Annotated in this window: 8 protein-coding genes; 6 read left to right on the forward strand and 2 right to left on the reverse strand. The window is 65.4% G+C overall.

Annotated features, from left to right (window positions below; genetic code table 11):
• The first annotated feature begins 58 nt into the window (after positions 1 to 58).
• Both AC07N6_RS00405 and trpS read left to right on the forward strand, forming a co-directional pair.
• Entirely contained in the window at positions 59 to 748 is a 690-nt protein-coding gene (locus AC07N6_RS00405; protein ID WP_494780358.1) for an isochorismatase family protein, read from the forward strand.
• A gap of 301 nt (positions 749 to 1049) precedes the next feature.
• A complete protein-coding gene (gene trpS / locus AC07N6_RS00410) occupies positions 1050 to 2087 on the forward strand; it encodes a tryptophan--tRNA ligase (protein ID WP_494780359.1) in 1038 nt (345 codons plus the stop codon).
• Positions 2088 to 2181: 94 nt separating this feature from the next.
• On the opposite strand, the gene AC07N6_RS00415 is transcribed toward trpS, so the two are convergent.
• Together AC07N6_RS00415 and AC07N6_RS00420 are read right to left on the reverse strand one after the other, a co-directional pair.
• Positions 2182 to 3570 (reverse strand): ATP-binding protein, encoded by a 1389-nt coding sequence (locus AC07N6_RS00415; RefSeq protein WP_494781254.1) that lies wholly within the window; start codon positions 3568 to 3570, stop codon positions 2182 to 2184.
• 5 nt (positions 3571 to 3575) lie between these two features.
• Complete coding sequence (locus tag AC07N6_RS00420) at positions 3576 to 4313, reverse strand: response regulator (protein WP_494780360.1); 738 nt, start codon at positions 4311 to 4313, stop codon at positions 3576 to 3578.
• 209 nt (positions 4314 to 4522) lie between these two features.
• Here AC07N6_RS00420 and AC07N6_RS00425 point away from each other — a divergent pair, with 209 nt between their 5' ends.
• The 4 genes from AC07N6_RS00425 (at position 4523) to AC07N6_RS00440 (ending at position 13564) form a co-directional block, all read left to right on the forward strand.
• On the forward strand, positions 4523 to 5071 hold the full coding sequence (locus tag AC07N6_RS00425) for a Spy/CpxP family protein refolding chaperone (RefSeq protein ID WP_494780361.1): 549 nt from the start codon (positions 4523 to 4525) through the stop codon (positions 5069 to 5071).
• A 462-nt stretch (positions 5072 to 5533) separates the two neighbouring features.
• A complete protein-coding gene (locus tag AC07N6_RS00430) occupies positions 5534 to 7159 on the forward strand; it encodes an MdtA/MuxA family multidrug efflux RND transporter periplasmic adaptor subunit (RefSeq protein WP_494780362.1) in 1626 nt (541 codons plus the stop codon).
• 9 nt (positions 7160 to 7168) lie between these two features.
• Complete coding sequence (locus AC07N6_RS00435) at positions 7169 to 10312, forward strand: MdtB/MuxB family multidrug efflux RND transporter permease subunit (RefSeq protein WP_494780363.1); 3144 nt, start codon at positions 7169 to 7171, stop codon at positions 10310 to 10312.
• 12 nt (positions 10313 to 10324) lie between these two features.
• Positions 10325 to 13564, forward strand: a complete 3240-nt coding sequence (locus AC07N6_RS00440) for an efflux RND transporter permease subunit (RefSeq protein WP_494780364.1) — start codon at positions 10325 to 10327, stop codon at positions 13562 to 13564.
• The last annotated feature ends 3 nt before the right edge of the window (positions 13565 to 13567 follow it).

Genomic DNA, 13567 nt, shown 5'->3' on the forward strand with positions numbered 1-13567 from the left:
GCCGCATCGGGCCTGCCGTCACTGAGGAGCATTTTTCCCATTTCCAAAGGAGCACACCATGAACACATCCAACACCCCGGCCAATTTCAACGGCGCACGCCCCATCATCAATCCGGACGATGCGGCGATGCTGCTGATCGACCACCAGAGCGGCCTGTTCCAGACCGTCAAGGACATGCCGATGACCGAGCTGCGCGCCAACGCCACCACCCTGGCCAAGATCGCGACGCTGGCGAAGATGCCGGTCATCACCACGGCCTCGGTGCCGCAAGGCCCGAACGGCCCGCTCATTCCCGAAATCCATCAATACGCCCCGCATGCGCAGTACGTGGCGCGCAAGGGCGAGATCAACGCCTGGGACAACCCCGAATTCGTGGCCGCGGTCAAGGCCACCGGCCGCAAGCAACTTATCATCGCCGGCACTATCACCAGCGTGTGCATGGCGTTTCCGAGCATCGCCGCCGTGCATGCGGGCTACCAGGTGTTTGCCGTGATCGATGCCTCCGGCACCTACTCCAAGATGGCGCAGGAGATCACCCTCGCGCGCGTGGTGCAGGCCGGCGTGGTGCCGATGGATACGGCCGCCGTCTGTTCCGAGGTGCAAAAGACCTGGAACCGTGAAGACGCGCTGCAATGGGCCGAAGCCTACAGTTCGGTGTTCCCGCCGTACCAACTGCTGATCGAAAGCTATGCCAAGGCCCAGGAAGTGGCCCGCAACGACGAGCAACTGGATTCGCAGCGCGCGTGAGACAAGCATAAGCGCGGGGCAGGGGATAAGCCTAAGCCTGCCTCGCCGCTCCAGTTGCCGCCGAGGCCGGATTTTTTCGGCGTCGGCGGGCGGTGCGGCGCAACATCGGCGGCCGGCAATGCTATACTCGCAGCCATGTTTTTCCGAATCCAGCTTGCGAAAATCCAGCATTGGTGGCGCGCCTGACCCAGGCGGCCCGTTTTCACACAGTTTGACAATGTGATGCCGCCGGTTCCGGCGGCATTGTTTTTACGCTTCGGACCGGCGGCATTCCAGATAATCGATTTGATCAGGAATGTCCATGTCTTCGAACGCCCCCGCATCCAACGCTCCAGCCGCACGCCCCACCGTCCTCACCGGCGACCGTCCCACCGGCCCGCTGCACCTCGGCCATTACATCGGCTCGCTCAAGTCGCGCGTGGCGCTGCAGGAAACCGCCAACCAGTTCCTGCTGCTGGCCGACACCCAGGCCATGACCGACAACGTCGGCCGCCACCAGAAGGTCACCGACAACGTGCTGGAAGTGGCGCTGGATTACCTGGCCGTGGGCATCGACCCGGAAAAGTCGACCATCTTCATCCAGTCGCAGGTGCGCGAACTGTATGAACTGTCGATGGTGCTGCTGAACCTGGTGACGGTGTCGCGCCTGGAGCGCAACCCCACCATCAAGGAAGAGATCCGCCTGCGCGGTTTCGAGCGCGACATCCCGGCCGGCTTCCTGACCTATCCGGTCAGCCAGGCCGCCGACATCACCGCCTTCAAGGGGCAACTGGTGCCGGTGGGCGGCGACCAGTTGCCCATGATCGAGCAGACCAACGAGCTGGTGCGCAAATTCAACGCCACCGTCGAGCGCGAAGTGCTGGTGGAGTGCAAGGAAGTGCTGTCGGAAACGGCGCGCCTGCCGGGTATCGACGGCAAGGCCAAGATGAGCAAGTCGCTGGGCAACGCCATCGCGCTGGGCGCCACACCGGCCGAGATCAAGCAGGCCGTGCACCGCATGTACACCGACCCCAACCACCTGCGGGTGGACGATCCGGGCCAGGTCGAGGGCAACGTGGTGTTTTCCTTCCTGGATGCCTTCGATCCCGACCGCGCCGCGGTGGAAGAACTGAAGGCGCACTACACCCGCGGCGGCCTGGGCGACAGCGTGGTCAAGCGCCGCCTGGAAGGCATCCTGCAAGAAATGCTGGAGCCGATCCGCACCCGCCGCGAACATTTCGCCAAGGACCGCGGCGAAGCGCTGGCCATGTTGAAGCGCGGCACCGAGCGCGCCAGCGCGGTGGCGGCGCAGACCATGTCGGAAGTCAATGCGGCGTTGGGCCTGAACTACTTCGGCTGATATCGGCAGGATTGGCCGCTGCCATTGAAAAAGGCGCATCCCCTTGCAAGGGATGCGCCTTTTGCGTTTTTCCTTTGTTTGCTGGCTGGCGGCCTCAGCTGGCGCGGGGTTTCCCGGCCGGCATCACCGGCAGTTCCAGCAACACCTCCAGCCCGCCCTCGGCCAGATTGCGCAGCTTCAGCGAACCATGATGGTTCTCGGCGATGTTGAGCGCAATTGTCAGTCCCAGCCCGGTGCCCCCGGTGTCGCGCGAGCGCGAGACCTCCAGGCGGTAAAAGGGATCGAACACCGATTCCAGTTCCGCCTCCGGAATGCCGGGACCCTGGTCGCGGATGCGGATGGCGATCTTCTGCTGTTCCAGCGAAACCGATACCCGCGCCAACTGGCCGTATTTGCAGGCATTGTCGAGCAGGTTGGTCAGGCAGCGGCGCAGGGCGCCCGGTTGCGCCATGACGAAGGCGCGGGTGCTGCCTTGCAGCGTCACGTCCTGTCCGGCATCGGCGGCGTCGGCGCAGACGCTGTCGAGCAGCGAATCGATATCCAGCGCCTGTATCTTTTCCGACGAGTCCATGCTGCGCGCCAGGTCCAGGCCCTCGCGCACCATGCCGTGCATGACCGCAAGATCGTCGATCAGGCGTTGCTGCAGTTCGGGGTCGGCCACCTTTTCCAGCCGCAGGCGCAGGCGCGTCAGCGGCGTTTGCAGGTCATGCGTGATGGCGGCCAGCATGTGGGTGCGGTGCTGGATCTGGCGCCGGATGCGCGCCTGCATCGCATTGAAGGCATGCGCCGCCTGGCGGATCTCGCTGGGGCCGGTTTCCGGCAACGGCGGGTGGTCGATGTCGCGCCCCAGTTCGGCCGCCGCCTGCGCCAGCTTGCGGATCGGGCGGGTCGCCATGCGCGCCACCAGGTAGGCCAGGAGGGCGATCAGGATCAGGAACAGCGCGATGTATTGCAATCCATACGGGCCGCCCTGGCCGCCGCGGCCGCGCATGATCGGCGGTTCGCCCGGCTGGTGCAGGCGCAGCCGCATCAGCGACTGGTCGTGCAGGCTGACGTAGACCACGCGGCAGGTTTCCCGGCGCGGCGCTTCGGCCCGGCCATCTGCGCGGCGCGGGGCGGCGCATTCGGTCTCGCGCTGCACGGCGATCTTGCGCTCGCTGCCCAGCCGCGTCTGCAGGATGTCGATCAGGGGGCTGGTGCTGGCATTGGCGCCGACCGCGTCATTCATGTCGTCCACCATTTTCGCTTCGAAACCGAAATTGGCGGCGGCTTGCAGCACGATGGGGCGCTGCTCGGCCGGAATGTCGTCGACCGCCTGCACGATCTGCTCGATGCGTTCGGCCAGGTGCTGGAAGCGCAGCTCGCGCAGCGAACTCTTGCGCTCGTTGGAGGCCAGCCAGGTGGTGGCGACGATGGCCACCACGATGCCGGCCAGCAGCAGCACGAAGATGCGGTTACCGATGGAGCCGGCGAAATCCTTCAACTCCTTCATGGCGCGCGGCCCGCGCTTTCCGCCGTCACGGCAACGGCCAGCACGTAGCCTTCGTTGCGCACGGTCTTGATGATCGCCGGCGTGCGGGCGTCGTCGCCCAGTTTCTGGCGCAGGCGGCTGATCTGGATATCCACCGAGCGGTCGAACGGATCGGACTCGCGGCCCTGGGTCAGCTCCAGCAACTGGTCGCGGTTGAGCACGCGGTTGGGATGGTCGAGGAATACCTTGAGCAGGCGGAACTCGGCGCCCGACAGCGCCACCACCACGCCATCCCGGTTCACCAGATGGCGCGCGGTCAGGTCCAGCGTCCAGTGGGCAAAGCGCATGGCCGCCGCGTCCGGCTGCGCCATGTTGGGCGGCAGCGCCTGCGTGCGGCGCAGCACGCTGCGTATGCGGGCGAACAGTTCGCGCGGCTCGAAGGGTTTGGCCAGGTAGTCGTCAGCGCCCATCTCCAGCCCCAGGATGCGGTCCAGCGGCTCGCCGCGCGCGGTCAGCATGATTACCGGCACGTTCGACGTGGCGCGCAGGTTGCGGCACAGGGTCAGCCCGTCCTCGCCGGGCAGGGTCAGGTCGAGCACGATCAGGTCGACCCGGGACTCTTCCAGCGTCTTGCGCATCTCGGCGCCATTGGTGGCGGTCAGCGTGCGCAGGCCGTTGCTGTCCAGGTATTCGGCCAGCAGGGTGCGGATGTCGCGGTCGTCGTCGACGATGAGAATGTGAGTATTTGTATCCATGGATGGGATTATGCCGAACTTGCCAGGCCGTGGAGCGGCGATTTGTATCGCCTCTTAACAAGGGTAGGCGCCGACATAAAACGATACTTCAGCGGCTTGCCGATATACAAAACGATACAAATGACGCCACAGGGGAAAAATTGGCGATACACGCGGCCGGTTTAATGGGAACCGTGCAAAGACAGCACGACATCACAAAGGAGTAAATCATGTCGAATTTCAAGACCCGCATCCTGGCCGGCATCGCCGCAGTGAGCATCAGCGCAGTGACCGTGGCGGCATTCGCCCAGGTCCCGCCGCCGGGAGGCCCGCACGGTCGCGCTCCCAGCGCCGAGCAAATCGCCAGGTTCGAGCAGATGCGCGCCAAGCGCCAGGCCGAGCTGCACGACAAGCTGAAGATCACCGCTTCCCAGGAAGCCGCCTGGAAGCTGTTCCTGGACAAGACCAAGCCGGCTCCGTTCGACCCGGCCGCGCGTCCGAACAAGGGAGAGTTCGCCAAGCTGACCACGCCTGAGCGCCTGGACAAGAAGCTGGAGTTCATGCGCAAGCGCGAAGCCTTCGCCGAACAGCGCGTCGCGGCCACCAAGGAGTTCTACGCCGCCCTGGCGCCGGAACAGCAAAAGACCTTCGATACCGAGTTCGCCAAGATGGAGCGTCATCGTTTCGAGCGCATGCAGCATGAGCGCAAGGGACCGTCGCATCGCGGCGACCACGGCGGCAAGCCGGCGCCTGACGCAACCGCACCGGCAGCCAAGTGAGGTGTGAAGTGAGGTGAGGCGAGCCGTGCCGTGCCGTGCGGCAGGGACGCCTGAAGCCAGGTAGCCGGGCCCGCGATGTGCGCCGGGCCGGGTATCCCAGCAAAAGCCTTGCGGCGCCAACCGCAAGGCTTTTGCATGTCGGGCCCCAGCCACGCATTTGACGGGTATTTTGGCGTCTGTTATCCATGGCGCGCCGGCCGTTTGCTGGGTACACTGCGAGCCACCCGCAATGGCTGTGCACGACAGGCGGGTGGTATGCTGGCGCATTGCCTTAAATGCAATATTCTTGTCCGTTTCATGGCGCCGCATGCGCCGTGGCGGAGTACACCGGATGAGGGCCCGGCCGGCCATGGCCAGGTCCAGGCCCTCATCCCGTGTCCTTTGCGACTTTCAAGCCGGGGCGCCCGCACGGGCGCTCCGGCCGGGACTTTCCTCCGCGATCAGTAGGTTGGTTTTCATCACATGACAAACACAGCAAATTCCGGGCAGCCATCCCCTTCCAATCCAACTCCGCCGCAAGGCAGCCGGCCGCCGTCCCGGGGCAGCATCCTGCGGCGCTGGTGGTTCTGGGTCATCGTGCTGGCGATCGTCGCCGGCGCCGGCTACAAGTACTGGGCCAAGAAGAAGGCCGATACGGCGCAGATGGCCGCCATGGGGATGAGTCCCGGCGCCCGTCCGGGCCCGGGCGGGCCGCGCGGCGGCGGCCCCGGCTCCGGCGGCCAGACCATGCCGGTGGGGGTGGCCAAGGCCAAGGTGCAGAACGTGGACATCTACCTCAATGGCCTGGGTTCGGTGACGCCGACAGCCACCGCGACCGTGCGCGCCCGCGTGGACGGCCAACTGCTGAAGCTGCATTACAAGGAAGGCCAACTGGTCAAGGCCGGCGACCTGCTGGCTGAGATCGACCCGCGCACGTTCCAGGTGGCGGTGACCCAGGCCGAAGGCCAGCTGGCGCGCGACCGCGCCTTGCTCAATTCGGCCCGGCTCGACCTGAAGCGCTACCAGACCCTGCTGGCGCAGGACTCCATCGCCAGCCAGCAGGTCGATACGCAAGCCTCGCTGGTCAAGCAATACGAAGGCGCGGTCAAGACCGATGAGGGCGCGCTGGCCAGCGCCAGGCTGCAATTGTCGTTCGCGCGCGTGACGGCGCCCATCAGCGGCCGCCTCGGCCTGAGGCAGGCCGATGTCGGCAACAACATCACCACCAGCGATACCAACGGCCTGGTGATCATTACCCAGTTGCAGCCGATCACCGCCATCTTCAGCATTCCGGAAGACAATATCCCCAGCGTGCTGCGCCAGCTGCAAAGCGGGCGCAAGCTGCCCACCGAGGCCTGGGACCGCGAGCAAAAGAAAAAGCTCGCCGACGGCGTGCTGCTGACCATCGATAACCAGGTCGACGCCACCACCGGCACGGTCAAGCTGAAGGCGCAGTTCCCCAACACCGACTACGCGCTGTTCCCCAGCCAGTTCGTCAATATCCGCTTGCTGCTCAGCACCGAAGACGGCGCTACCGTGATCCCCAGCGCGGCGATCCAGCGCGGTTCCAAGGGCCTGTTCGTCTATGTGGTCAAGGACGACAATACCGTCACCGTGCGCAACATCAAGACCGGCGCGGTGCAGGGCGACGTGACCGCGGTCACCGATGGCGTGGTCGCCGGCGAGACCGTGGTGATCGACGGTATCGACCGCCTGCGCGAAGGCGCCAAGGTGGAAGCCGTGATGCGCGGCAGCGCCGACGATCCGAGCAACAAGCTGACCGCCGAAAACCCGAACGCGCGCCGCCACGGCAAGCGTAACCAGGGCCAGGGCGCCCAGCCGGGGCAAGCCGCGCCGGGACAAACCGCGCCGGGACAAACCGCGCCGGCGCCGGGCCAGCAGGGCGGGCAAGGCGACATGTCGGCAGAAGAGCGCCAGAAGCGCTGGGCCGAGATCGACAAGCGCATCGACGCCGGCGAATTCGGTGAAGAGATCAAGAAGCTGCCCGAAGACCAGCGTCGCCAGAAAATGATGGAGTTGCGCCGCCAGCGCGAAGCCGCCGGCGGTAACGGCAGCAATGCCGGCAATGGCAATAACGGCAGCAAATAAGGCGCGCGCATGAATCCATCCCGCCAGTTCATCCTGCGGCCGGTCGCCACATCGCTGTTGATGCTGGCGATCCTGCTGGTGGGCATCGTCGCCTACCGGCAATTGCCGGTGTCGGCCTTGCCTGAAGTCGATTACCCGACCATCCAGGTCACCACGCTCTATCCCGGCGCCAGCCCGGACGTGATGACGTCTTCGGTCACCGCGCCGCTGGAACGCCAGTTCGGCCAGATGCCCGGCTTGAAACAGATGTCCTCCACCAGCTCGGGCGGGGCGTCAGTCATCACGCTGCAGTTCAACCTCGACCTCAGCCTCGACATCGCCGAGCAGGAAGTGCAGGCGGCGATCAATGCCGGCGGCAACCTGCTGCCGTCCGACCTGCCGATGCCGCCGGTCTACAGCAAGGTCAATCCGGCCGACACGCCCATCCTGACGCTGGCGGTCACCTCCAAGACCATGCCGCTGCCCAAGGTGCAGGACCTGATCGACACCCGCCTGGCGCAAAAGATCTCGCAGCTTTCCGGGGTCGGCCTGGTCAGCCTGTCGGGCGGCCAGCGCCCGGCGGTGCGCCTGCAGCTGAACCCGCGCGCCGTTGCCGCGCTGGGCCTGAACCTGGACGACATGCGTACCGCCATCGGCAACGCCAACGTCAACCAGGCCAAGGGCAGCTTCGACGGCCCCACGCGCGCCTCCACCATCGACGCCAACGACCAGTTGCGCTCGGCCGACGAGTACCGCAACCTGATCATCGCCTACAAGAACGGCGCGCCGATCCGCGTCTCCGACGTGGCCGACGTGGTCGACGGCGCCGAGAACGTGCGCCTGGGCGCCTGGGCCAACGCGCAGCCGGCGGTGATCGTCAACATCCAGCGCCAGCCCGGCGCCAACGTGATCTCGGTGGTCGACAGCATCAAGAAGATCCTGCCGCAGCTGCAAGCCAGCCTGCCCGGCGCGATCGACGTGCACATCCTGACCGACCGCACCACCACCATCCGCGCCTCGGTGGCGGACGTGAAGTTCGAGCTGATGCTGTCGGTGATGCTGGTGGTGATGGTGATTTTCGTGTTCCTGCGCAATGTCCCGGCCACCATCATTCCCAGCGTGGCGGTGCCGCTGTCGCTGGTGGGCACATTCGCGGTGATGTACATCGCCGGCTTCTCGATCAACAACCTGACGCTGATGGCGCTCACCATCGCCACCGGCTTCGTGGTCGACGACGCCATCGTGATGATCGAGAACATCTCGCGCTACATCGAAGAGGGCATGAAGCCCATGCAGGCGGCCCTGAAGGGCGCCGAGCAAATCGGCTTCACCATCATCTCCCTGACCTTCTCGCTGATCGCGGTGCTGATCCCGCTGCTGTTCATGGGCGACGTGGTGGGGCGGCTGTTCCATGAGTTCGCCGTCACGCTGGCGGTGTCCATCCTGATCTCGGCGGTGGTGTCGCTCACGCTCACGCCCATGATGTGCGCGCGCCTGTTGCGCCACGTGCCGGAACAGGAGCAGGGCTGGTTCTATCACAAGAGCCAGCTGTTCTTCGACCGCGTGATCGCGCGCTACGGCGTGATGCTGGAGTGGGTGCTGAACCGCCAGCGCCTGACGCTGCTGGTCGCCATCGGCACGCTGGCATTGACGGTGCTGCTGTATGTGTTCATCCCCAAGGGCTTTTTCCCGCTGCAGGACACCGGGGTGATCCAGGGCATTTCCGAAGCCTCGCAATCGGTGTCGTTCGGCGCCATGGGCGAGAAGCAGCAAGCCCTGGCCAAGGTGGTGCTGGAAGACCCGGCGGTGGAAAGCCTGTCGTCCTTCATCGGCGTGGATGGCACCAATGCCACCCTGAACAGCGGCCGCATGCTGATCAACCTGAAGCCGCACGAGGAGCGCGACGTTTCCGCCGCCGACGTGATCCGTCGCCTGCAGCCCACGCTGGCCAAGCAGGTGCCGGGCGTGACGCTCTACATGCAGCCGGTGCAGGACCTGACCATTGAAGACAGCGTCTCGCGCACGCAATACCAGTTCACGCTGGAAGACGCCGACCCCGACACGCTCAGCACCTGGGTGCCCAAGCTGATCGAACGCCTGCAACAGGCGCCCGAACTGGCCGATGTCGCCACCAACCTGCAGGACAAGGGCTTGCAAGCCTACGTCGAGATCGACCGCGACGCGGCGTCGCGCCTGGGCATCACTACCGCCGCCATCGACAATGCCCTGTACAACGCGTTCGGCCAGCGCCTCATTTCCACCATCTACACGCAATCCAACCAGTACCGCGTGGTGATGGAGGTCAAGCCGGAGTTCCAACTCGGCCCGGCGGCGCTGGACAGCATCTATCTGGTGACGTCGGCCGGCAACCAGGTGCCGCTGTCCTCGATCGCCACCGTCACCGAGCGCACCGCGCCGCTGGTGGTCAACCATATCGGCCAGTTCCCGGCCGCGACCATCTCGTTCAACCTGGCGCCGGGCGCCGCGCTGGGCGAGGCGGTCAAGGCCATCAAGGCGGCCGAGGCCGAAATCGGCATGCCGGACTCCACCGTGACCAATTTCCAGGGCGCGGCGCTGGCGTTCCAGGCCTCGTTGTCCAATACGCTGTGGCTGATCCTGGCGGCGGTGGTGACCATGTACATCGTGCTGGGCGTGCTGTATGAAAGCTACATCCACCCGATCACCATCCTCTCGACGCTGCCCTCGGCCGGGGTGGGGGCGCTGCTGTCGCTGATGATTTCCCGCACCGACCTGGGCATCATCGGCATCATCGGCATCATCCTGCTGATCGGCATCGTCAAGAAAAACGCCATCATGATGATCGACTTCGCGCTGGAGGCCGAGCGGCACGAAGGCAAGTGCCCGCGCGAGGCGATCTACCAGGCTTGCCTGCTGCGTTTCCGGCCGATCCTGATGACTACCATGGCGGCCTTGCTGGGCGCGTTGCCGCTGATGCTGGGCACCGGCGTCGGCTCCGAGCTGCGCCAGCCGCTGGGCATCACCATGGTCGGCGGCTTGCTGGTGTCGCAGGTGCTGACGCTGTTCACCACGCCGGTGATCTACCTCGCTTTCGACCGCCTGGCGCGCCGCCTGCGCAAGCGTTTCGGCCAGCAGGAGCCCGGCCATGACGACGACCATGACGGCAAGGCGCCATCGCTGCCGCCGGCCGTGTAGATCCGGGACGCCATGAACATCTCGCTCCCTTTCATCCAGCGGCCCATCGCCACCACCTTGCTGACGATCGGCATCGCGCTGTCGGGCATGGTGGCGTTCCGCCTGTTGCCGGTGTCGCCGTTGCCGCAGGTGGATTACCCGACCATCTCGATCTCGGCCTCGATGCCCGGCGCCAGCCCGGAAACCATGGCCGCCACCGTGGCCACGCCGCTGGAGCGGTCCATGGGCGCGATCGCGGGCGTGACCGAGATGACCTCCACCAGCTCGCAGAACTCGACCCGCATCACGCTGCAGTTCGACCTCAGCCGCGATATCGACGGCGCCGCGCGCGACGTGCAGGCGGCGCTCAACGCGGCGCGCAACCTGCTGCCTACCGGCATGCCGAGCAATCCGACCTACCGCAAGGTGAACCCGGCCGACGCCCCGATCATGATCCTGGCGATGACCTCGGACACCATGACCCAGGGCCAGATGTACGACGCCGCCGACAGCATCGTGGCGCAGAAATTGTCGCAGGTGCGCGGAGTGGGGCAGGTCAGCGTGGGCGGCAGTTCGCAGCCGGCGGTGCGCATCGAGCTGAACCCGACGGCGTTGAACAAGTACGGCATCGGCAGCGCCGACGTGCGCACCGCGGTGGCCGCCACCAACGCCAACCGGCCCAAGGGCATCCTGGAAGATGGCGAACGCAACTGGCAGATCTACGCCAACGACCAGGCCAAGACCGCCGCGGAATATGCGCCGCTGATCGTGTCCTACCGCAACGGCACGCCGGTGCGGGTGCGCGACGTGGCCGAGGTGCGCGACTCGGTGGCCGATGTGCGCAACGCCGGATCCTCCAACGGCAAGCCGTCGGTGCTGGTGATTGTCAACCGCCAGCCCGGCGCCAACATCATCGATACCGTCGACAGCGTCAAGGCACTGTTGCCGCAATTGCAGGCGTCGATTCCCGCCGCCATCGACATGAAGGTGGTGATGGACCGCACGCCCACCATCCGCGCCTCGCTCAAGGAGACCGAGTTCACCCTGATCCTGTCGGTGGCGCTGGTGATCATGGTGGTGTTCCTGTTCCTGCGCAATGTGCGCGCCACGCTGATCCCGGCCGTCGCCGTTCCCGTGTCGCTGATCGGCACCTTCGGCATCATGTACCTGGCCGGTTTTAGCCTGGACAACCTGTCGCTGATGGCGCTGACGATTGCCACCGGTTTCGTGGTGGACGACGCCATCGTGGTGCTGGAAAACATTTCGCGTCACATCGAAGCCGGCATGAAACCGGTCAAGGCCGCCATGCTGGGGGCGAGGGAAGTCGGTTTCACGGTGCTGTCGATGAGCATCTCGCTGATCGCCGTGTTCATTCCGATCCTGCTGATGGAAGGCATCGTCGGCCGCCTGTTCCGCGAGTTCGCCATCACGCTGTCGGTGGCCATCCTGGTGTCGCTGGTGGTGTCGCTGACCACTACGCCGATGATGTGCGCGGCGCTGTTGCGCCATGACCCACGGCAGGACGAAGAACGGCGCCGGCGCCGCCATCCGCTGCTGCAGAAGATCGTTAGCCAGACCGAGCATATCTTCAACGACATGCTGCTGGGCTATGAACGTTCGCTGGCCTGGGCGCTGCGCGCGGCGCCCCTGATGATGCTGATTTTGCTGGCCACCATCGCCCTGAACGTCTATCTCTACAAGGCCATTCCCAAGGGCTTCTTCCCGCAGCAGGATACCGGCCGCCTGGTGGGCGGCATCCGCGGCGACCAGGCGATTTCCTTCCAGGCGATGAAGGTCAAGTTGAACGAGTTCATCGAGATCGTCAAGGAAGACCCGGCCGTGGCCGACGTGGTGGCCTTCACCGGCGGCCAGCGGCGCAACGGCGGCAATATGTTCGTGACCCTGAAACCGCTGTCCGAGCGCAAGATCTCGGCCGATCGCGTGATCGGGCGGCTGCGCATGAAGCTGGCCCATGTGGCCGGCGCCAGCCTGTTCCTGGTGCCGGTGCAGGATATCCGCGTCGGCGCGCGCCAGAGCGATTCGCAGTACGAATACACCCTGAAGTCCGACGACCTCAACCTGCTGCGCATCTGGGAGCCCAAGATCCGCCTGGCCTTTTCCAACCTGAAGGAGCTGGAAGACGTCAGCACCGACCAGCAGGACAAGGGATTGCAGACCACGCTGACCATCGACCGCGAAACCGCCATGCGCGCCGGCGTGACGCCGCAACTGATCGACTCGACGCTGTCGGACCTGTTCGGCCAGCGCCAGATCTCGACCATCTACAGCGGCATGAACCAGTATCACGTAGTGATGGAGGCGGCGCCGCAGTACTGGCAAAGCCCGGAAATCCTGAAGAACACCTACGTCAGCCTGGCCGGATCGAGCAACCTGTCGCCGACCACCTCGACCCTGTCGACGCCGCCGGCGCTGTCGGCTGCGGGCAAGCTCAACGCCAATACCGGCCTGGCGCAGACCATCTCGACCGCGGCTTCCACCCAGATCCCGCTGGCGGCGTTCGCCAGCTTCGCGCCGACCAACACGGCGCTGGCGGTCAACCATGAAGGGCAGTTCGTCGCCTCCACGCTGTCGTTCAACCTGGCCGAGGGCGTTTCGCTGTCGCAGGCCACCGATGCCATCGAGCGCGCCATGGCCACGCTGGGCGTGCCGACCGATGTGCACGGGGCTTTCTCCGGCACCGCCAATGCCTTCCAGTCTTCGATGTCGAGCCAGCCCATCCTGATCCTGACGGCCTTGCTGGCGGTATATATCGTGCTGGGCATCCTGTATGAAAGCCTGATCCATCCGATCACCATCCTCTCCACCTTGCCGTCGGCCGGCGTGGGCGCCTTGCTGGCGCTGATGTTCACCGGCACCGATTTCAGCCTGATCGCGCTGATCGGCGTGATCCTGTTGATCGGCATCGTCAAGAAGAACGCGATCATGATGATCGACTTTGCGCTGGATGCCGAACGCAACCGGGGCATGTCTCCGCGCGATGCCATCTTCGAGGCCTGCAAGCTGCGCTTCCGGCCGATCATGATGACCACCATGGCCGCGCTCCTGGGGGCGATCCCGCTGGCCATCGGCCATGGCGACGGCGCCGAGCTGCGCCAGCCGCTGGGCATTTCCATCGTCGGCGGCCTGGTGGTGAGCCAGTTGCTCACGCTCTACACCACGCCGGTGGTCTACCTGTACATGGAACGCCTGCGCGCCTGGGGCGAGCGCCGCTTCGGCCGCAACAAGAACCAGACCGAAACCTCGGCGGCATGAACG

The organism is Herbaspirillum sp. GW821-FHT09A12 (assembly GCF_059418325.1).

What these genes read in the sequence shown, in the direction of transcription:
- AC07N6_RS00405 (WP_494780358.1), top strand. Translation starts at nt 59, where the DNA reads ATGAACACATCCAACACCCCGGCCAATTTCAACGGCGCACGCCCCATC.
- AC07N6_RS00425 (WP_494780361.1), top strand. Translation starts at nt 4,523, where the DNA reads ATGTCGAATTTCAAGACCCGCATCCTGGCCGGCATCGCCGCAGTGAGC.
- trpS (WP_494780359.1), top strand. Translation starts at nt 1,050, where the DNA reads ATGTCTTCGAACGCCCCCGCATCCAACGCTCCAGCCGCACGCCCCACC.
- AC07N6_RS00420 (WP_494780360.1), bottom strand. Translation starts at nt 4,313, where the DNA reads ATGGATACAAATACTCACATTCTCATCGTCGACGACGACCGCGACATC.
- AC07N6_RS00440 (WP_494780364.1), top strand. Translation starts at nt 10,325, where the DNA reads ATGAACATCTCGCTCCCTTTCATCCAGCGGCCCATCGCCACCACCTTG.
- AC07N6_RS00430 (WP_494780362.1), top strand. Translation starts at nt 5,534, where the DNA reads ATGACAAACACAGCAAATTCCGGGCAGCCATCCCCTTCCAATCCAACT.
- AC07N6_RS00435 (WP_494780363.1), top strand. Translation starts at nt 7,169, where the DNA reads ATGAATCCATCCCGCCAGTTCATCCTGCGGCCGGTCGCCACATCGCTG.